The following is a 20,883-nucleotide window of genomic DNA, read 5'->3' as shown; positions in this document are numbered from 1 at the left end:
GGTGGGGGAGTTGTCGGCATCCGGTCGGCGTCCGGGCGGTGTGTCCGGCCGGTGGCCGGGCGGCCGGTGCGGCGGTGCGGAGCGCCACCGGGGGGGCGCACGGCACCGGCAAGGGTTCCTGACGGCTTCCCGACACATCGCGCCGAGCATGGGCCCCATGACCCACCTCGACCTTCGCGGCCGCCGCCGTTGCCTGCCCGGCGCCGCCGTCCTCCTCGCGGGCTTCCTGCTGCTCACCGGCTGCGGCGGCGGGGGCGGTCCGGGCGGCTCCGACGACCAGGGCGGCCCGGCCCACCAGGGCGTGGCGTCCCTGGAGAGCGGTGCCCCGGCCGGTACGCCGAAGGCGGGTTCCGGCGCGGGCGCCACACCGTCCGACCCGGACGCCGGCCGCCCCCAACTGCGCCTGGACAGCACGGACGAGGAGCGGGACCGCTACTGGCACTACTACGCCGCGTGCCTCAAGGACCACGGCCACAAGATGATCACCGCACGCGGCCCGGACTCCATCGACGACACGGACAACAGCCCCACCGCGAAAGCGGCCGAGCGGGCGTGCAAGAACAAACTTCCCCTCCAGCCGCCCGAGTTGGAACGCGAGACGAATCCGCACTTCGACGACCAGTACCGGGCCTACGTCAAGTGCCTGAACCGGCACGGCCTCAAGGTCACCGCGCTGCCCGACAACTCCGGCTGGACCTACGACGGCGATTCCACGCTGAGCCAGACCGAGCAGGACACGGTCGACAAGAAATGCACGATGGAGGAATTCGGTGGCAAGAAGGACTAAGGTCGCCGTCACCCTGAGCGCCCTGCTGGTCGCCGGGGCCGCCGGTACCGGCGCGGTGGCCTGGAGCAACACCCACGCGGGCCGGGACACCGCGGCCGCGGCGCCCGCGCCGCCGCACACCGCCACGGTCACCAGGACCGACCTCTCCGACAGCCGCACCCTGCCGGGCACCCTCGGCCACGGCAAGCCGCAGGTGCTCAAGGGCACCGGCCAGGGCACCGTCACGGCGGTGCCGAAGCCGGGTGCCCGCGCGGCCAGGGGCAAGGCGCTGTACCGGATCGACGACCGGCCCGTACCGGTCTTCTTCGGCGACACCCCCTTCTTCCGCACCCTGGACAAGACGGGCGTGCGCGGCCACGACGTGAGCGTGCTCGCCGACAACCTCGTCGCGCTCGGCTACGACATCGGGTCCGCGGCGACCGCGCCGAGCGGCGCCGGTGACGAGGGCGCGCTGTTCACCCCGGCCCTCGCCGCCGCCCTCAAGCGGTGGCAGCACGACACCGGACAGCAGGCCACGGGCACCCTCGTCCCCGGCCGCGCCGTCGTCCTGCCCGGGGCGGTGCGCGTCGACACGGTCCAGGCACAGCCCGGCGACCCGGCCGACTCCCCGCTGTTCGCCTACACGGCCGCTGCCAAGTCCGTGACCGTGCCGGTCGCCGCCACCGACGTGGCCACCGTCAAGGCCGGCACCCGGGCGGGGATCACCCTGCCCGACGGCAGGACGGTCCGCGGCAGGGTCACCGCGCTCGGCCGGACCGTCCAGGGCGGCACGGACGGCGCGCAGGCGCAGACCGGACCGGCCACCCTCGATGTGACCGTGGTCCCGGACCACGCGAAGGACGTGCAGAGCCTCGACGCGGCGGCCGTACAGGTCAGGTTCGACACCGTCACCCGCAAGGGCGTCCTCGCCGTCCCCGTGAGCGCGCTGGTCGCCCTGAAGGAGGGCGGATACGCGGTGCAGCGCCCGGACGGCACCCTGATCGCGGTGACCACCGGCATGTTCGCGGGCGGGCAGGTCGAGGTGAGCGGCAAGGGAGTGACCGAGGGCAGCAAGGTGGTGACGGCCTCATGAGCACGCCCGCCACGCCCGCCACCGGCCCCCGCACGCCCGGGGTCCTCCGCACCGGCTGTCCGGTCCTCCTCGTCGACGACGTCACCAGACACCACCCCGGCGACGTCACCGCGCTCGACCACGTCTCGCTCCGCGTGGACGAGGGCGAACTCCTCGCCATCGTCGGCCCGTCCGGGTCCGGCAAGTCGACGCTGCTGCACATCATGGGCACCCTGGACCGGCCGACGACCGGCACCGTCCGGGTCGCCGGACACGACGTCCGCACCCTGGGCGACCGCCGCCTGTCCGCGCTCCGCGCCCGCCTGCTGGGCTTCGTCTTCCAGCACTTCCACCTCACCGACGGACTGGACGCCACCGAGAACGTCGCCACCGGACTGCTCTACGCGGGTGTCCCGCGCCGCAGCCGCCGCCCGCTCGCCCGGGAGGCCCTGGCCCGGGTCGGCCTGGCACACCGCGGCTCCCATCTGCCGCAGCAGCTCTCCGGCGGCGAGCGGCAACGCGTCGCCATCGCCCGCGCGCTGGTCAACCGGCCCGCGCTGGTGCTCGCCGACGAACCCACCGGCGCCCTGGACGCGGCCAACGGCGAAGCCGTCCTCGACCTGCTCACCGAGCTCAACGCCCAGGGCACGACCATCGCCGTCATCACCCACGACCGCGACATCGCCGCCCGGCTGCCCCGCAGGGTGGAACTGCGCGACGGACGCGTCACGGCCGACACCCGCGAGGTGAGCACCGCATGAGCCGCAGAGCGAAGACCCGCACACCGCGGCCCCGCACACCGCGGAACCGCACCGCGCGGAACCGCGGACCGCGCCCGGTCCGGCTGGCGTTCACCGACATCCTCCGGCTCGGCCTGCTCGGCATCCGCACCCGCGGCCCCCGGGCGGCGCTGTCCGCGCTCGGCATCTCCCTGGGCATCGCGACGCTCGTCGTCGTCACCGCCGTGCCCGCCTCCAGCAGCCGGGCCCTGTCCAACCAGCTGTCCGCGCTCGGCACGAACATGCTCCGCGTCGCCCCGCAGACGAACGCCGATCCGCCCGTGGTCCTCCCCGAGAGCGCCGACGCCATGGCCGCCCGCATCGGCCCGGTCACCCACGCCAGCGCCGTGGCCAACCTGCACGAGACGGTGCTGCGCTCCGACCGCGCCGACCCGGCCGACGCACCCGGCATCAGCGTCCTGGCCGCCCGCACCGGTCTGCTCGCGGCGGTCCACGGGAAGGTCGGCTCGGGAGCGTTCCTCACCGCGACCACGGCCCGCTTCCCGACCGTGGTCCTGGGCGCGCGCGCCGCCTCGCGCCTCGGCTACGACCGGGTGCGCCCCGGCAAGGAGGCCGGGCAGGTCTACATCGGCGGGCGCTGGTTCACCGTCGTCGGCATCCTCGCACCGCTGTCGCTCGCCCCCGACCTGGACAGCACCGTCCTGATCGGCTGGGAGGCGGCCCGCGAGCAGTTCGGCTTCGACGGCCACCCCACCGTCGTCTACGTCACGGCCGTCGAGTCGCAGATCGAGAACGTACGCGCCGTGCTGCCCGCCACCGTCCACCCGCAGTTGCCCGGCCTCGTCCAGGTCAGCCGCCCCTCGGACGTCCTGGCCGCCAAGCGGGCCACCGAGCGGACGCTCTCCGTGCTGCTGCTCGGACTCGCGGGCGTCGCCCTCCTCGTCGGCGGGGTCGGCGTGGCCAACACCATGGTCGTCTCGGTGCTGGAGCGGCGCCGCGAGATCGGGCTGCGCCGCGCCCTGGGCGCCAGCCGCCGTCAGATCAGAGGGCAGTTCCTCGCCGAGTCGGTCGCCCTGTCCGCACTGGGCGGCTGCGCCGGGACGCTGCTCGGCGCGCTGGGCGCGGGCGGGTACGCCCTGTACCAGTCCTGGCCCGTGGTGTTCCCGCCGCTCGCCCTGACCGGCGGGGTGCTCGGCGCGGTCGTCGTCGGCGCGGCCGCCGGGCTCTACCCGGCCGTACGCGCCTCCGGGCTGCCGCCCACCGAGGCGCTGGCCGCGGTCTGAGGCGACGGCCGGGGGCGCGCGCCCCCGGGACGGAGGCGGAGAGTCACTCCTCTCCGTACTCCGTCGCGGCCGCCCGCTGCGGCACCACCGCCACCGGGCACCGCGCGTGGTGCAGCAACGCGTGCGCCGTACGGCCCAGTTGGAGCCCGAAGCGGCCGCTCCTGCGCCGCGCGCCCACGACCACCAGGTCCGCGGCGGCCGAACGGTCCACCAGCACCCGGTGCGCGGGACCCTCGGCCGTCGCCCGGCGCACCAGCAGCTCCGGGGACGTCTCCGGCTCTCCCGCGGCCAGCGCCGCTTCGAGCACGGCGGCGGCCCGCTCCTCCTCGTCCCCGGCGCCGTCCCGGACCTCGGCCGGTCCGCGCGCGGGGCTGCGCCAGGCCCGTACGACGTCCAGGACGCAGCCGCGGACCCGTGCCTCGCGCACGGCGAACCGCGCCGCCTCGCCGCCGGTGCCGGGCCCGCCCGCGCCGAGCAGGATCCGCCCGTGGGCGCCGGACAGGCCGGCCGTGTCACCGCGGACCACGATCACCGGGCAGCGCGCCCGCCCGGCCACCGCGAGCCCCACCGACCCGAGCAGCAGCCCCTTCAGCTCGCCGCGCCCCCGGGAGCCGATCACCACGGCCGCCGCGTCGTCGCCCGCCTCCAGCAGGGCGGTGGCCGCGTCCTCGGGAAGGATGTCGCCGGACACCTTCACCTCCGGGCCGCGTAGCCGGGCCCGCTCCGCGGCGGAGCCGACCACGTACTCGGCGAGCACCTGCTCGGAGGGCCGCTCGGTGCTCCCGGAGGGCACGGCGCCCTCGTAGCGCTCCCATAGCGAGGCGTGCACCAGCCGCAGCGGCAGACCGTGCCGGGCCGCCTCGTCCACCGCCCAGTCGACCGCCGCCAGGCTCGGACCCGAACCGTCCACGCCCACGACCAGAGGCAATTCCATCGTCACCACCGTCTCCCGCCGGTATGCCGCCCGCTGCGGCAAGGGGGTTCCCTTGTCACCGTCGCACCCGGCCCCGCCCCCGCGCGAGGGCGGTTCGGCCCTGCCGCGGGACGTTGGGCCCACCACGGGGACCGGGCGGCCCGTGGCGCCCCGCCCGGCACGGGAGCACCCTGAAGACAGGCCGCCCCCCGGACGGCGGCACCCGAGGCAGGAGCGTGACCGATGACCTCCACCACACTCACCGCGGCGCTGCCGGCCGGCCACCGCGCGCGGCTGATGTCCCTGGCCCGCGACGTCTCGTTCGCGACGGGCAGCCGGCTCTTCGAGGAGGGGCAGCACGCCGACCGGTTCTGGATCGTGCGGACCGGGACCGTCGCCCTCGACCTGCACGTCCCGGGCCGCCGCGCCGCCGTCGTCGAGACCCTGGGCCACGGCGAACTGGTCGGCTGGTCCTGGCACTTCCCGCCGTACGTCTGGCACCTGGGCGCCGAGGCCGCGAGCCCGGTGCGGGCCTCGGAGTTCGACGCGGCCGCCGTGCGGTCCCTGTGCGAGCGGGACCCGGAGTTCGGCCGGGCCGTCGCCTGCTGGGTGGGCCAGGTGGCCGCCCGGCGGCTGCACGCCGCCCGCGTCCGGCTCCTGGACCTGTACGCCCCGTACGGCAGCGGAGAACGGTGACGCCCACCCACACGCGGGCGGTTCACCGAGCGAGGAGGAGACCATGCGGCGCGGACCCCGTACCGTCAGCGAGGTCATGACGCACACCGTCGTGGCCGTGGGGCGTGACGCCCCGTTCAAGGACATCGTCGGCCTCATGGGGCAGTGGAAGGTGAGCGCGCTCCCGGTGCTGGCGGGCGAGGGCCGGGTCATCGGCGTCGTCTCCGAGGCCGATCTGCTGCCCAAGGAGGAGTTCCGCGACAGCGACCCGGACCGGTTCACCCAGCTGCGCCGCCTGCCCGACCTGGCCAAGGCCGGGGCGCTGACCGCCGGGGAGCTGATGAGCGCCCCGGCCGTCACCGTGCACGCCGACGCCACGCTCGCCGAGGCGGCCCGCATCATGGCCCGGCGCGGGGTCAAACGGCTGCCCGTCGTCGACGCCGAGGGCCTGCTCGAAGGCGTGGTGAGCCGGGCCGACCTGCTGAAGGTGTTCCTCCGCCCGGACGACGACATCGCCGAGGAGGTGCGCCTGGACGTCCTGCCGTCCCTCTTCCCGCCCGCGCCCACGGGCGAGGCGATCGGCGTCCGGGTCGAGGACGGCGTGGTGACCCTGACGGGACGCGTCCGCGACACCTCCATGGTCCCCGTCGCGGCCCGGCTGGTGCGCGCGGTGGAGGGCGTGGTCGACGTGGAGTACGACCTCACCGGCCGGGCGGACGGCTAGAGCGGGCCGAACCGGGTGCCCGACCGGGCCGGGCAGGGGCGGGGTCAGAAGAACGGGTCCAGGCCGTAGAGGCTGCGCCCGCCGATCAGTTCGCGGCCCGTGACCAGTTCCGGCGCGATCCGGATGAACACCTCGCGCGGCGACGGGGCCCAGGACAGCGGCCCGTCCCGGACCAGGCGCCGGAACCGGTCGAAGTCGCTCACCACGGCGGCGGGCCCGGTGACGACGACGCTCCAGCCGGAGCGCGCCACCGGGTCCACCTCGTCGGCCTCGAAGGCGACCACCGCGCCGTCGACCGCGCGGGCCAGCTCCGAGGCGGCGGACGTGCACAGCAGCACCGCGCCCTCGTCGTCCAGGCGGAAGTTCACCGGCAGCACGGCGGGCAGGGCGTGCCGGGTGTGCACGACCCGGCCCACCGGGGCCGTGGCCAGCAGCCGCAGGCACTCCTGCCGGCCGAGTTCGCGGAAGCCGTCGTTCGGTTCCATGGCGCGGTCCGCCGCCGTGTCCGTGTCCGTGTCCCGGTGTCCGGTCGTCCCGGTGCCCGGTTCAGTCCGCCGCCGTCGGAGGCACGGGCACGACCTCGCGCGGCGGCGGCCCGCCGAGGACGACCTTGAGGGCGCCGGTCTCGGCGGCGTGGGCGAAGACGTCGTACGCCTCCTCCATCCGGTCCAGCGGGAACGTGTGCGTGACGAACTGCGCGGCGGGCAGCCGCCCGGCGGCGGTCATCCGGAGCAGCGTGGGCGTGGAACTGGTGTCGACCAGACCGGTGGTGATGGTCACGTCCTTGATCCACAGCTCTTCGAGGTGCAGGGTCGCCGGCCTGCCGTGCACCCCGACATTGGCCACATGGCCGCCGGGGCGCACCATGCGGGTGCACATCTCGAAGGTCTCCGGGACGCCCACCGCCTCCACGGCCACGTCGGCGCCGAGTCCTCCCGTGAGGTCGGCGACCAGTTGCCCCGGGTCCTCGCGGGCGTCCGCGACCGCCTCGGCGCCCAGCTTCCGGGCCGCCTCCAGACGGGCGGGGGCCAGGTCGACCGCGATGACGCGTTCGGGCGCGAACAGGCGCGCGGTGGCGACGACGGCCAGGCCGATGGGCCCGGCGCCGACCACGACCACCGTGTCCCCGGGCCGCACCCGCCCGTTCAGCACACCCACCTCGTAGGCGGTGGGGAAGATGTCCGCCAGCAGCACCGCCTCGGTGTCGGTCACCGCGGCGGGCAGCGGGTGCAGGGACAGATCGGCGAAGGGCACCCGCACGTACTGCGCCTGGGTGCCGTCGATCAGATGGCCGAGGATCCAGCCGCCGCCGCCCAGGCACTGGCCGTAGACGCCCTCGCGGCAGTAGCGGCAGCGCCCGCAGGCGGTGACGCAGGAGACCAGCACCCGCTCGCCCGGCCGTACGGTGCGCGCCTCGGGCCCGGCCTCCACGACCTCCCCGACGGCTTCGTGCCCCAGCACGGTCCCCGGGCGCACCTCGGGCACATCACCCCCCAGGATGTGCAGGTCCGTCCCGCAGATCGTGACCGTGTCCACCCGCACCACGGCGTCCGTGGGCTCCCGGACACCGGGGTCGGGAACCTCCTCCCAGGCGGCCTGCCCGGGACCGTGGAAGACATAGCCCTTCATACCGGCCCTCACCCTCTCTCCGTCAGGGGTCGACGCCGCCGGGTCCCGTCCGCCGGGACCGTCCGGCACGACCAGCGTCTCCACCGCGCCGCGCTGGGCGCTTGGGCCCAACGGCCCCATCCCGGCGCCGACCGGTGCGGGCCGCGCGTAGGCGTTCAGGTGTTCAGGCGCGGTGCGGTACGACGGCCACCGGGCACAGCGCGTGGTGCAGCAGGGCGTGCGCGACGCGGCCGAGCTGGAGTCCGAGGCGGCCCGGCCGGCGCCGGGCGCCGACCACCAGCAGGCCGGCCGTCCGCGACGCCCCGAGCAGCACCTTGTGCGCGGGCCCCTCCACCGTGCGGCGCCGCACCTCCACCTGCGCGGGCACCTCCCGCAGCGCCTCCTCCAGGACCTCCGGCGCCGCCTCTTCCTCCGCCTCCCCGTACCCGCGCTCCGGCCCGCCGGTGAGCAGCGGATGACCGGCCGGCTCGGGCGCGGGGCACCGCCAGGCCCGTACGGCCTCCAGCACGGCCCCGCGCAGAGCGGCCTCCCGGGCGGCGAACGGCACCTCGGCGGCGGGTTCGTCGCCGATCCCGACGACGACACGGCCGGACACCGCCGTACGGGCCTGGTTGTCGCCGCCGGGGCGGACCACGACGACGGGGCAGTCGGCGTGCGCGGCCACATAGAGGCCGACCGAGCCGAGCAGCAGCCCGCTCACACCGCCCCGGCCCCGGCTGCCCACGACCAGGGCGGAGGCGTTGCGGGCCTCCCGCAGCAGCGCGTACTCCGGTGCCTCGGGCAGGGCGGCCAGGCCGACCGCCAGGTCCGGCTGCCGCGCCCGCGCGCGGTGCGCCCCGGCCCGGACGACGTCCTCGGCCGCCACCCGCGCGTCCGGCTTGCCGAGATCCCGGGCGAGCGCCGAGCCCTCGTAGCGCTCCCAGAGCGAGGCGTACACCACGCGCAGCGGCAGCCCGCGCAGCACGGCCTCGTCGGCCGCCCAGTCCACCGCCCGCAGCGCGGGCTCGGAGCCGTCCACCCCGACGACCAGGGGAAGGTCCATCGCGCTCACACTCCCGTACGCGGTCCGGCCGCCGCCTCGCCGTCCGCGCGGGACCGGCGGCAGCCCGGCAGGTCCACCTCCGAGCATGCCCGGCCCGCGCCCCGGCGGGCAGGGGCCACACGTCCCGGCGCGCGGCGCCGACCGGCCGTCCGCCCGCCTGTTCGGCTGCCGTGCGGCCTACTCCCGGCGGCGGCTCACCGGTGCCTGCCAGACCAGCGTGGTGCCGCCGGTGCGCGGAGCGGTCAGGCGGAGGGTGCCGCCCAGCCGCCGGGCACGTGCGCGGAGGTTGTCCAGGCCGCTGCGGGGGGCGTCCGGCGGGATGCCCACACCGTCGTCGGTGACGGTGATCCGTACGGTGCTGCCGTCCGTCTCCAGAGCGACCTCGGCCCGGTGGGCGCGGGCGTGCCGGGCGACGTTGGTCAGCGCCTCGGACAGCACGGCGACCACCTGCTCGGCGGTCTCGTCCGGCACATGGGTGTCGAGCAGCCCCTCCATCCGCACACTGGGCGCGAAGCCCAGCACCCGGGCGGCGTCGTCGACCACCCGGACGGCGCGCGCCCGCAGCCCCGGCGCCGCCTCCTCGTCGTGCCTGCGCAGCCCGAAGATCGACGACCGGATGATCTTGATCGTCTCGTCCAGGTCGTCCACGGCCCGCGCCACCCGCTCCCGGGCCCCCTCGTGCTCGATGAACCGCTCCGCGCTCTGGAGGGTCATCCCGGTCGCGAAGAGCCGCTGGATCGCCAGATCGTGCAGGTCCCGCCCGATCCGGTCGCGGTCCTCCAGCAGGGCGATCTGCTCCGCGTCCCGCCGGTGCTCGGCCAGCTCCATCGCCAGCGCCGCCTGCCCGGCGAACCCCTTCAGGGTCTCCAGCTCCGGAGGCGAGAAGACCTCGGCCCCCGCCTCCCGGGCGAGCAGCACCACGCCCCGCACATGGCCGCCGCCCCCGACCGGCACGGCGACGGCGGGCCCGAGCCCGCCGAACCGCGGCGGCCCGGCGGTGACCCGCGCGTCCTGGGCGGCGTCCGGGCTGCTCACCACCGCGCCGCTCGCGAAGGCCGCCCCGGTGAGGGTGCCCCGCACCGGCAGCACCAGACCGCGGTGCGCCCCGGCGTGCCGCCCGATGGCCAGCTCCACGGTGAGCGCCTCGGTGTCCCGCACCGGCACGGACATCGCGGCGAGCACCGAACCGGTGATCTCCCGCGCCCGCTCCGCGATCAGCCGCAACACCTCCACCTGCGCGGCCCCGGACAGCAGCGCCCGGGTGATCTCGGCGTTCGCCCGCAGCCAGCGCTCGCGCAGCCGGGACTCCTCGTACAGCCGCGCGTTGTCGATGGCCACCCCGGCCGCCACCGCCAGCGTCGACAGGACCGACTCGTCCTCCGCGTCGAACGGCACCCCGCCGCGCTTCTGCGTCAGATACAGATTCCCGTAGACCCGGTCGCGCACCCGGACCGGGACGCCGAGGAAGGTGTCCATCGGCGGATGGTGCGCCGGGAAGCCGTACGACGACGGGTGCTCGGAGAGCTTCGCCAGCCGCAGCGGCCGCGGCTCGCGGATCAGCTCCCCGAGGATCCCCTTGCCCTGCGGGAACGGGCCGATTTGGGCGATCAGCTCCTCGTCCACCCCGACCGTGTGGAACGCCGAGAGGGAGCGTCCGTCCGGCCCGATCACGCCCAGCGCGGCGTACTCGGCGTCGACCAGCGCCGCGGCCGCCTCCACCACACCGCGCAGCACCTGCCCGAGGTCCAGCTCACGGCCGACGGAGAGGACCGCCTCCAGCAGGCTGTGCACCCGGTCGAGGGTGCCGCGCGCCGCGTCCAGACGGGCCTGGAGCTCCCCCAGCAGCTCGTCCAGCCGCAGCTGCGGCAGCCGCAGCCGGGCGTCCTCGTCCCCGGACGTGTGCGCGTACTCCTCGGAGCGTCCCACCGCCGGTCCTCAGCGGTCGTCCCCGTGGGCCCGGTCCCCGGCCCGGGTGGCGATGACCGCGGCCTGGACCCGCCGTTCCACACCGAGCTTGGCCAGCAGCCGGGAGATGTGGTTCTTGACCGTCTTCTCCGCCAGATACAGCCGCCGGCCGATCTGCCGGTTGGTGAGCCCCTCGCCGATCAGCGCCAGGATCTCCCGCTCCCGGTCGGTGAGGCCGGGCAGCGCGTCCGGCTCCTCCCGCGGACCGCCGCGCAGCCGGGCCATCAGGCGCGCGGTGGCACTGGGGTCCAGCAGCGACTGGCCGCGCGCCACCGTGCGCACCGCCGAGACCAGGTCGGCGCCCCGGATCTGCTTGAGCACATAGCCGGAGGCACCCGCCATGATCGAGTCGAGCAGCGCCTCCTCGTCGTCGAACGAGGTCAGCATCAGACAGGCCAGCTCCGGCATCCGGGACCGCAGCTCGCGGCAGACCCGCACCCCGTCCCCGTCCGGCAGCCGCACGTCCAGCACCGCCACGTCCGGGCGCAGCGCGGGCACCCGCGCCAGGGCCTGCGCCGCAGTGGCGGCCTCGCCGGTCACCTCGACGTCCGGCTCGTCGTTCAGCAGGTCGCGCACCCCGCGCCGTACCACCTCGTGGTCGTCCAGCAGGAAGACCCGGATCGGAGCCGCACGGGCGGCCTGCTCGGGGTCCGCCATCGCTCACTCCCTTCGACGGGCTCGGCTGCGCGGGGGCGGCGCCGCGCACACGTGTGCGGACACGCGTGTGCCACGTGTGCGGGCGGGCGCCCCGAGGCACGGCGCCCCGGGCCGGGCCGCCGGGGCGCGGCGGGCGCCTCCCACCTCCAGCATCGCGCAAACGACGCCACCCGGCGCCCCGGCTCTCGCCTGCCCCCGGCTCTCGCCCGCCCCCGGCCGCCGCCCGCCCCCGGCCGCCGCCCGTCCGGCGTACGACGGGCTCAGGTGCCCGAGCCCTCGGGGGACCGCAGGCGCGGGGCCGGCGGCAGGGGCGTGTGCTCCTCCGGCACCGCCCCCGTCCCCGGCTCCGGCTCCGGTACGGCACGGAACGCCTCGATCACATACGCGGCGAAGCGGCGGGAGGCGGCCGGGCGGGCGGCCCGCGGGACGTCCTGGACGCCCCGGTGGGCCATGAGCATCAGCACCAGGTCGTCGACGACGAAACCGGGCCGCAGCCGCCCCGTCTCCTGGGCGCGGCGGGCCAGCTCGGCGACCGCGCGCAGTGTCCGCTCGCGGTCGGCGGCGAAGTCCATGGTCCCGGGGTAGGCCGTCATGAAGGCGTCGGCGAACCCCCGGCTGTGCGCGTGGAGTTCGCAGATCCGCTCGACCAGGTCCCGGAAGCCGCGCCACGGGTCCGCGTCCGCGAGGGCGTCACGGACCACCGTGCGGCAGGCCCGCCGCTGGTCGGCGAAGGCCGCCGTGACCAGGTCCCGCTTGGTGGGGAAGTGCCGGTACAGCGTGGCGGGGCCGACGCCCGCCCGCCGGGCGACCGCGCGCACGGGCGCGCTCAGGCCCTCCTCGCCGAACACCGCGCGGGCGGCCTCCAGGATGCGGGCCCGGTTGTCGCGGGCGTCGGAGCGCGCGAGGTGAGGCAGAGGAGCGGTCATCGTCTCTCACTTTAACCAGCCGGACGGGCGCGCCCGTTACGTTCCGTACGTTCCCGCACTTTCCGGCAGCGCGGCCACTGCCCGCCGCCCCCCTTCCGTTCCGTTCGATGCCAGAGGAGCCCGTGATGAAGGCCGTTGTGATCAGGACGTTCGGCGACCCGGACGGTCTGGAGGTCGTCGACCTGCCCGAACCCGCCCCCGCCGCCGGGCAGGTGCGGATCGCCACGGAGGCGATCGGGGTGGGCGGCGTGGACGCCGTGATCCGCCGCGGGGCGCTCGCCGGGTACGGCTTCCGGGAGGGCCACCACCTCGGCAGCGAGGTGGCGGGCACGGTCACCGATGTGGGAGAGGGCGTCGACGCCTCGTGGACCGGCCGGCGGGTGTGGGCGTTCACCGGCCTGTCCGGTGGGTACGCCGAGCGGGCGGTCGCCGCCGTCGACGACATCCTTCCGCTGCCCGACGGTCTGACCTGCGTCGACGCGGTGACACTCGGCGGCTCCGGGGTGGCCGCGCACTTCGCCCTCGACCGCGCCCGGCTCGCGCCCGGCGAATCGGTCCTCGTCCGGGGCGCTGCGGGCAGCATCGGCATCACGGCGGTCCAGCTCGCGGCGCGGGCCGGCGCGGGCGCGGTGGCGGTCACCACCTCCTCCGCCGGCCGCGGAGCCCGGCTGCGGGAGCTGGGCGCGACCCATGTCCTCGACCGCCGGGGCCGGGCCCTGCCCGGTGCTCCGGACGCCGCCCCGCCGTCCTTCGACGTGATCGTCGACATCGTCGGCGGACCGCGACTCCCGCTGTTCCTGGACCGGTTGGGCGAGAACGGGCGGTTCGTGGCGGTGGGCGTCGTCGGCGGGCCGCCGCCCGCGGACTTCGGGACGCGGCTGATGGCCGCCTTCCGCAGATCGCTGACCTTCGCCACCCTCAGCTCCGACAGCGTGCCGGGACCCGACCGGCAGGCCGTGCGCGCGGCGCAGTTCGCCGAGGCCGCGCACGGGGCGCTGCGCACGGTCGTCCACGAGGTGCTGCCGCTGGACCGGGCGGCATCGGCCCACCGGATGCTGGACGCGGGCGAGGTGTTCGGCAGGTCCGTCCTGACACCGTGAGCCGGGGAGCCGAACCGGCTCGGACACCGCACCCGGCCGCTGCGGTCGCTTCGGCCTCTTCCTGCGGCCGCGGCACGCGCACAGCCGTCTGCGGCCGTGCGCGGCGCGCTCACCGCGGGCCGTAGAGCGCGGCGATCTGTTCGGAGCGCATCCACCGGCTGTAGGCGGGCGACCGGGGCCAGCCGGGGGGCGAGTCCTGCCACTCCTCCTGCCGCCCGTAGGGGAGGAGGTCGATGAGCGGGAAGGTGTGGCTGAGCTGTTCGGTGCCCCGGCCGTCGGTGTGCCAGGTGCGGTGGACGGTGTCCCCGTCGCGGAGGAACACATTGACCGCGAACCCGCCCCCGGGCGGCGCGCCCATATCGGCGCCGAAGGGGCTGTCCGCGCTGGAGTACCAGGTCATCCGGTTGCCGACGCGCCGCTTGTACGCCAGCGCCTCGCCGATGGGGCCCTGGGTGACGACGACGAAGCGCGCGTCGTAGGCGTCCAGGAAGTCCAGCCGGGTGTACTGCGAGGTGAACCCCGTGCACCCCGGGCACTGCCACTCCTCGCCGGGGAACCACATGTGGTGGTACACGATCAGCTGCCTGCGGCCCTCGAAGACGTCCGCCAGCCGCACGGGACCGTCCGCGCCCCGCAGGGTGTACTCGGGCAGCGCCACCATCGGCAGGCGGCGGCGCTCGGCCGCGATGGCGTCCAGTTCCCGTGTCGCGGCCTTCTCCCTCGCGCGGAGCGCCTCCAGCCGCTCTCGCCAGGCCGCGGCGTCGACGACGGGTGGTAGTGCGTCGGTGCTGGTCATGATCCCCTCACAAGCCGGTGTGCGTGGTCTGCCCGTACGGGGCAGACTCCGGCGGGGCCCGGAACTCATCGGCCGCCGGCGCGGCTCAGGCCGGGAGGTCGTCCTCGTCCCAGGTGCTGGTGTCGCGCGGCTGGGTGTACGGCTCGGTCTCGGGCGGCAGCCCGCCCGCGATGGCCCGCTGCCGCACGGTCTCGGCGTCGAACTCCAGGCCGAGCAGGACGGCGAGGTTGCCGATCCACAGCCAGACCAGGAAGACGATGACACCGCCCATGGCGCCGTACGTCCGGTTGTACGAGGCGAAGCCGGAGACGTAGCACGCGAAGCCCGCCGAGGCGCCCGCCCAGATCAGCAGGGCGAGGAAGCTGCCGGGGGAGACCCAGCGGAAGCCCTTCACCTCGGCGTTCGGGGCGGCCCAGTACAGCAGCGCGAGCATGAGGACGACCAGCAGGACGAGGACGGGCCACTTGGCCACGGACCACAGCGTCAGCGCGGTGTCGCCCGCCCCGATCACGGCACCGACCCGGCGGGCGAGACCGCCGGTGAACACCACGATCACGGCACTGGCCGCGGCGAGCGTCATGAGCACCACCGTCAGACCGAGCCGGAGCGGCAGGATCTTCCACAGCGGCCGTCCCTCGGGCATGTCGTAGACGGCGTTGGCCGCCCGGATGAACGCGGCCACATAGCCGGACGCGGACCACACGGCGAGCACCAGACCGGCCACGGCCACGAGGGAACCGGTGCCGGCCTGCCCCTGCAACTGCTCCACGGCCCGGATGACGGTGTCCCGGGCGGGCCCCGGGGTGAGCTGCCGCAGCTCGTCCAGCAGCCGGTCGACCGTCGTCCGTCCGGTCACCCCCAGCAGCGAGACCAGGACGAGCAGGGCGGGAAAGAGCGACAGCACCCCGTAGTACGTCAACGCCGCCGCGCGGTCGGCCAGTTCGTCGTCCCTGAACTCCCTCGCGCTGCCTCTGAGCGCGGCGGTCCAGGCCCGCCTCGGCAGGCGCGTCGGCGTGTCCGGAGCGGCCCGCTCCACCTCCGGGCCGGGGCCCGGTTCCGGTTCGCCGTGCTCGCCTTCGCCGTGTTTGCCTTCGTCGTGCTCGCCGTGCTCGTGCTCCCGGCCGGGAAGGGGAAGTTTCGCCATACGGCGCGTGTTTCCCGGCGGCCCGGACTCACGCCCCCTCCGCGGCGAGGGGCAGTCCGGTGATCATGTCCAGCAGGCGCAGTACCGCCGGATCGGCGTCGGAGCGGTGCACCGCGTACACGGTGGTGTCCAGGCGGACGGCGGGCTCCCGCAGCGGGACGAAGCTCACGCCCGGCACGGTGAGACGGCGCAGGTCCTCCGGGAGCAGACTCACGCACAGACCGGCGGCGACATAGCTGAACAGACCGCTGAGGTCGTCGGCGACCGCCACCGCGCGCGGGGTGAACCCGGCCTGCTGGCAGGCGAGTCGGAGCTGTTCGGCGAGGACGGGCAGCGCGGCCGGGTCGGGCAGCACGAAGTCCTCCTCGCGCAGCCGGGCCAGGGCGACGCCGTCGCCGCCGGCCAGCCGGTGGTCGTACGGCACCGCGGCGGCGAGCCGTTCGGTGGCGATCACCCGGCTGACGAGGTCGTCGGCGAGCCGCGCCGGGTCACGCAGGAACCCGAGGTCGAGCGATCCGCTGCGGACCCGCTCGGCCACCCCCTGCGAGGAGCCGTGCTGGAGCTGGATCCGCAGTCCGGGCAGGCGTTCGGCCGCCGTCCGCAGCATCGTGGGCAGGTAGAGGTGGCTGAGGAGGCTGACGTAGCCGACCCGCACGTCCCCCTCCAGACCGCTCGCGACCCGGCGGGCCCGCTCGACCACCGCGGTCTGGAGATCGAGCAGCCGTCGGGCGTCGGCGGCGAACACCGTACCGGCCGCGGTCAGCCGCACCCCGCCCGAGCCGCGGTCCAGCAGGCGCACCCCCACCGTCCGCTCCAGCCGCTGGACCGACTGGCTGAGCGGCGGCTGGCTCATACCGAGCAGTTCGGCCGCCCGGCCGAAGTGCTTCTCCCGTGCCACCGCCAGGAACTGCTCCAGCATTCGGCGCGAGAGGTTCGTCCGGTCCGCCGGAGCGAACTCCATATCGTCTGCCCTATCGTTCACTATCCGATCATATATTGGACAGACCTGACCTTTCGGGTGTCGACTGGATCCCGACCCGACCGCCGGAGCGCGGAGGCCGGCCGGACCCGTTCGGCCCGACCGGATTGCCGCCCCCCACCCCGTCGCCTTCCCTGAGAGACGGGGCCGCCGCCGCACCGCGCCCCGAGCCGGTCCCGCTCTCCCTCCCCTGGGGTGATCTGCATGGCAGTCGTGACGATCGTCGGCGCCGGTGTCATCGGCGTCTCCTGGGCCCGTCTGTTCGGCGCGGCCGGCTGGGAGGTCCGCGTCAGCGATCCGCGCCCCGACCTGGCGGACCTGGTGGCGCGCGAGCTGGCGGACCTGCCGGTGACGGCCACCGCCGACCTGGCCGCCGCGGCGACCGGCGCCGACTTCGTGCAGGAGGCCGGTCCCGAGCGCATCGAGATCAAGGAGCAGATGTTCGCCACGCTGGCCGCGCACACGCGCGACGACGTGGTGCTCGCCTCGTCCTCCTCCTCACTGCTGCCCTCGGCGATCGCCCGGGGCAACCCGGCGGCCCACCGGATCGTCGTCGGCCACCCCTTCAACCCGCCGGAGCTGATGCCGCTCGTCGAGGTGGTGCCGGGGCCGCGGACGTCCGAGGCCGCGGTGGACCGGGCGAGCGAGGTCTACCGCCTGTTGGGCAAGCTGCCCGTACGGCTGAAGAAGGAGATCCCCGGGTTCGTCGGCAACCGCCTCCAGAAGGTCTTCAACGACCAGGCCGTCTACCTGGTGCAGCAGGGCGTCATCGACGTCCGCGACCTCGACGACCTGGTCCGGGCCTCGCTCGGGCTGCGCTGGGCCACCGTCGGCCCGTTCGAGAGCGGTGTCCTGGGCGGCGGCCCCGGCGGCATGCGCCATCTCGCCGCGCACGTCGGCTCCCAGCTGACCTTCGAGACCGGCAGCGCCGACCCGGCCCGGCAGGGCGAGGTCCTCGACGCCGTGGAAGAGGCGTACGGCACCGGCGAGGCGGCCTACGAACGCCTCGCCGCCCTGCGCGACGGCCGCACCCGCGCCGTCCTGGAACCGCTGGGCTGGACCGCCCCCGGCTCGGAGGGCGCCCCCGCGCACTGAGCAGCAGCAGGACCGTACGAGCAGGACCGTACGAGCACGACCGCAGGACAGCGGGACCCGAGAACCCCGAGAACAAGGACGACCACCGTGCCGCAAGAACTACTGGCGCTCCAGGTGATGCCCGGAAAGGTGCTGCGGATCAGCATTCCGGACGGCCGGGTGCACCCCCTCCTCGACGACGCGGGCGCCGCCCCGGACGGCATCGTGGTGCACGACGGCGTCGTCTACTGGACCACCATGGGCGCCCCGCTGACCGACCCCGCCGCGCCCGGCGAGGCCGGCCAGGACTTCTCCCGCCGCAACGGCGGCGTCCACGCGCTGAGCCTGGACGGCGGCACCCCGCGCGACCTGGTCCCGGCCGGGGCGATGACGACCGGCAAGCAGCTGGCCTGCGACGGCGCGGGCAGGCTCTACTGGGGCGACCGCGAGGGCCACCGGATCAGCAGCGTCCGGGTGGACGGCGGCGGGCTGACCGACCTCGTCGTCAACCCCGCGGCGGACGGCGTCGTGGGCGAGTGCGTCGGCGTCGCCGTCGACCCCGCCCGCGGGCACCTGTACTGGACCCAGAAGGGACCGGCCAAGGGCGGCAGGGGCCGGATCCTGCGGGCCGGGCTGGAGATCCCGGCCGGGCAGAGCGCCGGGCACCGCTCCGACATCGAGGTGCTCTGGGACGGCCTGCCCGAACCGATCGACCTGCACCTCGACGGCGATCTCCTGTACTGGACCGACCGCGGCGCGGCGCCCGCGGGCAACACGCTCAACCGCGCGCCCCTCCCGGCACCGGGCGAGCCGGGACAGCGCCCCGAGATCCTCGCCGACGGCTTCGCCGAGGCGATCGGCCTCGCCGTCGACGCCCAGGAGGGCATCGCCTACGTCTCCGACCTCGGCGGCCGACTGCGCGCCGTACCCCTGCCGGACGGACCCGCCGCCGGACGTCCGCCCCGCGAGATCCTCGCCGGGCGCCACCCGCTGACGGGCCTGTGCCTGCTGCCCGACGGCTCCTGACCGTCCGCTGCCGACGGCTCCTGACGGCCCCGGCGGATCCTGACCGACCGGCGGACGCACCCGCCCCGCGCGAGACGCCCCGGCCCGTCCGGGTCGGTCCAGTCCGGTCCAGTCCGGTCCAGTCCGGTCCAGACCGGGTCAGTCCGGGGGAGTGCTCGGCACATCGCCCTCCAGGAGGGCCGCGCCCAGCGGCGTGAGGCGGTGCAGGGTCGAACCCCCGACACGGTGGCTGACCACCAGCCGCGCCTCCCGCAGCGTCTTCGCGTGCGTGCTCGCGGAGGCCGGGGAGACACCCAGCAGCCGGGCCAGTTCCCCGGTGGTGGCCGGGCCGCGCAGCGCACCGAGGACCTGCCAGCGCGTACGCCCCAGCAGCGCCGCCAGTGCCGCGGGACGGCGGCACTGGCCGACGGCGGCCGTCAGCGGATGCTCCACGGGGTGGACGAGGACGGGCGGCAGGTCCGGGTCGGCCATGCCCACCGGCATCCGCCAGCAGAACCAGGACGGCACCAGCCGCAGCCCCCGCCCGCCCAGCCGGAGGTCCATGTCGACCGGGTACGTCACACGCAGCACCGGCGGGTCCCAGGCGGCGAACGGGCGCAGCGAGCCGAGCAGCCGGTGCGCGCCGCCGTCCAGCACCGCACGGCCCCGGACCGCCCGGTCCGCGTGCACACCGCGTGCCACGCCCGACCAGGCCGGTGCCACCAGCGCGTCGTGCAACAGCCGGAGCGCCTGCGCCAGTTCCTCCAGCCGCTCCCGGTCGCCCGCCACCAACCCGGGCAGCCAGGACAGGCGGCGCGGTCCCCGCTCCGGCAGCAGGCCCGTCCGGATCACCTCCGCGCGCAGCCTGGCCGGCGGCGTGCCCCGCAGGGCGTCGAGCCCCTCGGCGAGACCGCCGCCCGACTCCGGCGGGGTCAGGAAGTCGGGGAAGTACCCCCTGGGCGGGGCGAGTCGGCACACCAGCCGCGCCGCGGGCCCGAGACGCCGCTCGGCGATCTCCCGTGCGGCCCGGCGCCGCCACGCCGCGAAGGCCACCGGCGTGCCGGTGCCGCCCATGAGCTGTTGCATGCCCAGGACCGTCTCCCAGAGCGGGTCGGGCCGTCCGGCCACCCGTAACATCGCCAGATCCGCGTCGGTGAAGTGAATACGCAGCATGTTCCGTCCCCCGAGTCCGGCGCCCCCCGTCGACGGCGCCGCCGCGCCACGGGTCCCCGGCCCCACGGCCTCACGCTGCGACGCGCGGTCGCCGGCGCCGCACACCTGCCGAGGAACGGTCGGTTCCTCCCGGCGCCGCCGGGCGCACGCCGCCGATCCTGCACCTCCGTGGCGCCCGCTGAGGAGGGCGGCGGCCATGAAAATCCGGGACACAGGCCATAACCTGTTGTCCATGACGCCAGCTCACGGGGGAGAGCGGCGTGCCGGGCGGTGGCAGCCCGCCGACCCGGCGCCGGGCCGGGATCCCACCTTCCATCAACTGCGGCTGTTCCTGCTGCTGGTGCAGGAACGGCACTTCGGACGGGCCGCCGCGCGGGCGTACCTGACCCAGCCGGCGTTCAGCAAGCAGATCCGGGCGCTGGAGAGCCGTCTGGGCGCCGTCCTCGCCGAGCGCGGCGGCTCGGGGCGGTTCCGGCTCACCGCCGCCGGCCGCGGCCTGATCCCCTGCGCCGAAGCGGCACTTGAGGCCCGCGCACGCATGGGGGCGCTGCGCGGCCAGGACCTTCCGCAGCGGATCCGGCTGGGCGCCATCGGGGGCGAGGCCGCGATGCCCTACGCGCAGTCCGTGCTGCGGGTGCTGCGCGCACGGCACCCCGCGCTGGAGGCCGAGGTGCGCGGTGTCGACTTCGTCGAGCAGATCGAGGCGCTCCGGGACGGCACCCTGGACGCCGCCTTCCTGCGGCTCCCGCTCCCGGCCGAGCTGGACTGGGTCGTCCTGGCCCGCGAGCCCCGCGTCGTGTGCCTGTCCGCCGACGACCCGCTGGCGGCCCGCTCCGCCGTGACCCTGGCCGACCTCGCCCAGCACACCGTCGCCGACGTGCCCCCGCAGGTGCCGCGCGCCTGGTGGGACCACTGGACCGTCAACCCCCGCCCGGACGGCACCCGGGTACGCTACGGCGTCACCGTCTCCGACATCGAGGCGCTGCTGTTCGCCGTCGCCCACCAGCACGTCATCGCCTTTGTCCCGGCCGCCGCGCGCACCCTCTACCCCCGCCCCGGCCTCACCTACCTGGACATCTCCGACGCCCCGCCGAGCATCGCCGTCCTCGCCTGGCCCACCGCCCGGCAGGGCACCCCGCTCCTCACCGCCCTGCGCGCCGCCGCGGCGGCCGCGGCGGCGGAGAACACCTGACGGACACCACCGGACCGGACTCCCGTCG

21 protein-coding genes are annotated in these 20,883 nt (G+C 75.7%); 10 read left to right on the top strand and 11 right to left on the bottom strand.

What is annotated here, in order from left to right; translation table 11 throughout:
- Nucleotides 1-157 precede the first annotated feature (157 nt).
- The 4 genes from B086_RS0104980 to B086_RS0104965 are packed head-to-tail and all read left to right on the top strand — an operon-like array spanning nt 158 to nt 3,861.
- Nucleotides 158-787, top strand: a complete 630-nt coding sequence (locus B086_RS0104980) for a hypothetical protein (protein ID WP_018565304.1) — start codon at nt 158-160, stop codon at nt 785-787.
- Nucleotides 771-1,859: a hypothetical protein gene (locus B086_RS44915; protein ID WP_018565303.1), complete on the top strand. Its 1,089-nt coding sequence runs from the start codon at nt 771-773 to the stop codon at nt 1,857-1,859. Before B086_RS0104980 ends, B086_RS44915 begins: the two co-directional genes overlap by 17 nt.
- Nucleotides 1,856-2,599: an ABC transporter ATP-binding protein gene (locus B086_RS0104970; RefSeq protein ID WP_018565302.1), complete on the top strand. Its 744-nt coding sequence runs from the start codon at nt 1,856-1,858 to the stop codon at nt 2,597-2,599. Before B086_RS44915 ends, B086_RS0104970 begins: the two co-directional genes overlap by 4 nt.
- Nucleotides 2,596-3,861 carry an ABC transporter permease gene (locus B086_RS0104965; RefSeq protein ID WP_018565301.1) on the top strand — a complete coding sequence of 422 codons (1,266 nt, stop codon included), beginning with the start codon at nt 2,596-2,598 and terminating at the stop codon, nt 3,859-3,861. The genes B086_RS0104970 and B086_RS0104965 overlap by 4 nt, the downstream gene beginning before the upstream one ends.
- Nucleotides 3,862-3,904: 43 nt before the next feature.
- On the opposite strand, the gene B086_RS0104960 is transcribed toward B086_RS0104965, so the two are convergent.
- Nucleotides 3,905-4,795: a universal stress protein gene (locus tag B086_RS0104960; RefSeq protein ID WP_037872864.1), complete on the bottom strand. Its 891-nt coding sequence runs from the start codon at nt 4,793-4,795 to the stop codon at nt 3,905-3,907.
- A gap of 222 nt (nt 4,796-5,017) precedes the next feature.
- Here B086_RS0104960 and B086_RS0104955 point away from each other — a divergent pair, with 222 nt between their 5' ends.
- Nucleotides 5,018-5,470, top strand: coding sequence for a Crp/Fnr family transcriptional regulator (locus B086_RS0104955; protein ID WP_018565299.1), 453 nt, complete (start codon nt 5,018-5,020; stop codon nt 5,468-5,470).
- A 43-nt stretch (nt 5,471-5,513) separates the two neighbouring features.
- Nucleotides 5,514-6,173 (top strand): CBS domain-containing protein, encoded by a 660-nt coding sequence (locus tag B086_RS0104950; RefSeq protein ID WP_018565298.1) that lies wholly within the window; start codon nt 5,514-5,516, stop codon nt 6,171-6,173.
- Nucleotides 6,174-6,217: 44 nt separating this feature from the next.
- Here B086_RS0104950 and B086_RS0104945 read toward each other — a convergent pair whose 3' ends face one another.
- The 6 genes from B086_RS0104945 to B086_RS0104920 all read right to left on the bottom strand — a co-directional run bounded on the left by B086_RS0104945 (nt 6,218) and on the right by B086_RS0104920 (nt 12,392).
- A complete protein-coding gene (locus tag B086_RS0104945) occupies nt 6,218-6,658 on the bottom strand; it encodes a pyridoxamine 5'-phosphate oxidase family protein (RefSeq protein WP_018565297.1) in 441 nt (146 codons plus the stop codon).
- A 61-nt stretch (nt 6,659-6,719) separates the two neighbouring features.
- On the bottom strand, nt 6,720-7,802 hold the full coding sequence (locus tag B086_RS0104940) for a zinc-dependent alcohol dehydrogenase family protein (protein ID WP_018565296.1): 1,083 nt from the start codon (nt 7,800-7,802) through the stop codon (nt 6,720-6,722).
- A 163-nt stretch (nt 7,803-7,965) separates the two neighbouring features.
- Entirely contained in the window at nt 7,966-8,844 is an 879-nt protein-coding gene (locus B086_RS0104935) for a universal stress protein (protein ID WP_018565295.1), read from the bottom strand.
- A 177-nt stretch (nt 8,845-9,021) separates the two neighbouring features.
- Nucleotides 9,022-10,770, bottom strand: a complete 1,749-nt coding sequence (locus B086_RS0104930) for a GAF domain-containing sensor histidine kinase (protein ID WP_018565294.1) — start codon at nt 10,768-10,770, stop codon at nt 9,022-9,024.
- Nucleotides 10,771-10,779: 9 nt separating this feature from the next.
- The gene (locus B086_RS0104925; RefSeq protein WP_018565293.1) at nt 10,780-11,466 is read right to left on the bottom strand and encodes a response regulator; all 687 of its coding nucleotides are present in this window, start codon (nt 11,464-11,466) and stop codon (nt 10,780-10,782) included.
- Between the two features lie 260 nt (nt 11,467-11,726).
- A complete protein-coding gene (locus B086_RS0104920) occupies nt 11,727-12,392 on the bottom strand; it encodes a TetR/AcrR family transcriptional regulator (protein WP_018565292.1) in 666 nt (221 codons plus the stop codon).
- Between the two features lie 125 nt (nt 12,393-12,517).
- Between B086_RS0104920 and B086_RS0104915 the strand changes: the two genes are divergently transcribed.
- Nucleotides 12,518-13,492 (top strand): zinc-binding dehydrogenase, encoded by a 975-nt coding sequence (locus B086_RS0104915; protein ID WP_018565291.1) that lies wholly within the window; start codon nt 12,518-12,520, stop codon nt 13,490-13,492.
- Between the two features lie 109 nt (nt 13,493-13,601).
- Here B086_RS0104915 and B086_RS0104910 read toward each other — a convergent pair whose 3' ends face one another.
- The 3 genes from B086_RS0104910 to B086_RS0104900 form a co-directional block, all read right to left on the bottom strand.
- The gene (locus tag B086_RS0104910; protein WP_018565290.1) at nt 13,602-14,288 is read right to left on the bottom strand and encodes a DUF899 domain-containing protein; all 687 of its coding nucleotides are present in this window, start codon (nt 14,286-14,288) and stop codon (nt 13,602-13,604) included.
- A gap of 85 nt (nt 14,289-14,373) precedes the next feature.
- Nucleotides 14,374-15,432 (bottom strand): YihY/virulence factor BrkB family protein, encoded by a 1,059-nt coding sequence (locus B086_RS0104905; RefSeq protein ID WP_018565289.1) that lies wholly within the window; start codon nt 15,430-15,432, stop codon nt 14,374-14,376.
- A 28-nt stretch (nt 15,433-15,460) separates the two neighbouring features.
- The gene (locus B086_RS0104900; protein ID WP_234029248.1) at nt 15,461-16,414 is read right to left on the bottom strand and encodes a LysR substrate-binding domain-containing protein; all 954 of its coding nucleotides are present in this window, start codon (nt 16,412-16,414) and stop codon (nt 15,461-15,463) included.
- A gap of 201 nt (nt 16,415-16,615) precedes the next feature.
- On the opposite strand from B086_RS0104900, the gene B086_RS0104895 reads away from it, so the two are divergent.
- The gene (locus tag B086_RS0104895) at nt 16,616-17,506 is read left to right on the top strand and encodes a 3-hydroxyacyl-CoA dehydrogenase NAD-binding domain-containing protein (RefSeq protein ID WP_018565287.1); all 891 of its coding nucleotides are present in this window, start codon (nt 16,616-16,618) and stop codon (nt 17,504-17,506) included.
- An 87-nt stretch (nt 17,507-17,593) separates the two neighbouring features.
- Nucleotides 17,594-18,511, top strand: a complete 918-nt coding sequence (locus tag B086_RS0104890; protein ID WP_026252113.1) for a hypothetical protein — start codon at nt 17,594-17,596, stop codon at nt 18,509-18,511.
- A 138-nt stretch (nt 18,512-18,649) separates the two neighbouring features.
- On the opposite strand, the gene B086_RS0104885 is transcribed toward B086_RS0104890, so the two are convergent.
- Nucleotides 18,650-19,663: an ArsR/SmtB family transcription factor gene (locus B086_RS0104885; protein ID WP_018565285.1), complete on the bottom strand. Its 1,014-nt coding sequence runs from the start codon at nt 19,661-19,663 to the stop codon at nt 18,650-18,652.
- Nucleotides 19,664-19,895: 232 nt separating this feature from the next.
- Here B086_RS0104885 and B086_RS0104880 point away from each other — a divergent pair, with 232 nt between their 5' ends.
- Nucleotides 19,896-20,855 (top strand): LysR family transcriptional regulator, encoded by a 960-nt coding sequence (locus B086_RS0104880; RefSeq protein WP_018565284.1) that lies wholly within the window; start codon nt 19,896-19,898, stop codon nt 20,853-20,855.
- Nucleotides 20,856-20,883: the final 28 nt, after the last annotated feature.

It is taken from the genome of Streptomyces sp. PsTaAH-124 (genome assembly GCF_000373685.1).
Lineage (GTDB): Bacteria > Actinomycetota > Actinomycetes > Streptomycetales > Streptomycetaceae > Streptomyces > Streptomyces andamanensis.
The sequence above is the reverse complement of the archived record's forward strand: the minus strand, read 5'-3'. Positions and strand labels throughout refer to the sequence as shown.

What these genes read in the sequence shown, in the direction of transcription:
- B086_RS0104915 (WP_018565291.1), top strand. Translation starts at nt 12,518, where the DNA reads ATGAAGGCCGTTGTGATCAGGACGTTCGGCGACCCGGACGGTCTGGAG.
- B086_RS0104925 (WP_018565293.1), bottom strand. Translation starts at nt 11,466, where the DNA reads ATGGCGGACCCCGAGCAGGCCGCCCGTGCGGCTCCGATCCGGGTCTTC.
- B086_RS0104935 (WP_018565295.1), bottom strand. Translation starts at nt 8,844, where the DNA reads ATGGACCTTCCCCTGGTCGTCGGGGTGGACGGCTCCGAGCCCGCGCTG.
- B086_RS0104965 (WP_018565301.1), top strand. Translation starts at nt 2,596, where the DNA reads ATGAGCCGCAGAGCGAAGACCCGCACACCGCGGCCCCGCACACCGCGG.
- B086_RS0104945 (WP_018565297.1), bottom strand. Translation starts at nt 6,658, where the DNA reads ATGGAACCGAACGACGGCTTCCGCGAACTCGGCCGGCAGGAGTGCCTG.
- B086_RS0104980 (WP_018565304.1), top strand. Translation starts at nt 158, where the DNA reads ATGACCCACCTCGACCTTCGCGGCCGCCGCCGTTGCCTGCCCGGCGCC.
- B086_RS0104905 (WP_018565289.1), bottom strand. Translation starts at nt 15,432, where the DNA reads ATGGCGAAACTTCCCCTTCCCGGCCGGGAGCACGAGCACGGCGAGCAC.
- B086_RS0104950 (WP_018565298.1), top strand. Translation starts at nt 5,514, where the DNA reads ATGCGGCGCGGACCCCGTACCGTCAGCGAGGTCATGACGCACACCGTC.
- B086_RS0104940 (WP_018565296.1), bottom strand. Translation starts at nt 7,802, where the DNA reads ATGAAGGGCTATGTCTTCCACGGTCCCGGGCAGGCCGCCTGGGAGGAG.
- B086_RS0104885 (WP_018565285.1), bottom strand. Translation starts at nt 19,663, where the DNA reads ATGCTGCGTATTCACTTCACCGACGCGGATCTGGCGATGTTACGGGTG.
- B086_RS0104910 (WP_018565290.1), bottom strand. Translation starts at nt 14,288, where the DNA reads ATGACCAGCACCGACGCACTACCACCCGTCGTCGACGCCGCGGCCTGG.
- B086_RS0104895 (WP_018565287.1), top strand. Translation starts at nt 16,616, where the DNA reads ATGGCAGTCGTGACGATCGTCGGCGCCGGTGTCATCGGCGTCTCCTGG.
- B086_RS0104920 (WP_018565292.1), bottom strand. Translation starts at nt 12,392, where the DNA reads ATGACCGCTCCTCTGCCTCACCTCGCGCGCTCCGACGCCCGCGACAAC.
- B086_RS0104955 (WP_018565299.1), top strand. Translation starts at nt 5,018, where the DNA reads ATGACCTCCACCACACTCACCGCGGCGCTGCCGGCCGGCCACCGCGCG.
- B086_RS0104880 (WP_018565284.1), top strand. Translation starts at nt 19,896, where the DNA reads ATGACGCCAGCTCACGGGGGAGAGCGGCGTGCCGGGCGGTGGCAGCCC.
- B086_RS0104970 (WP_018565302.1), top strand. Translation starts at nt 1,856, where the DNA reads ATGAGCACGCCCGCCACGCCCGCCACCGGCCCCCGCACGCCCGGGGTC.
- B086_RS0104960 (WP_037872864.1), bottom strand. Translation starts at nt 4,795, where the DNA reads ATGGAATTGCCTCTGGTCGTGGGCGTGGACGGTTCGGGTCCGAGCCTG.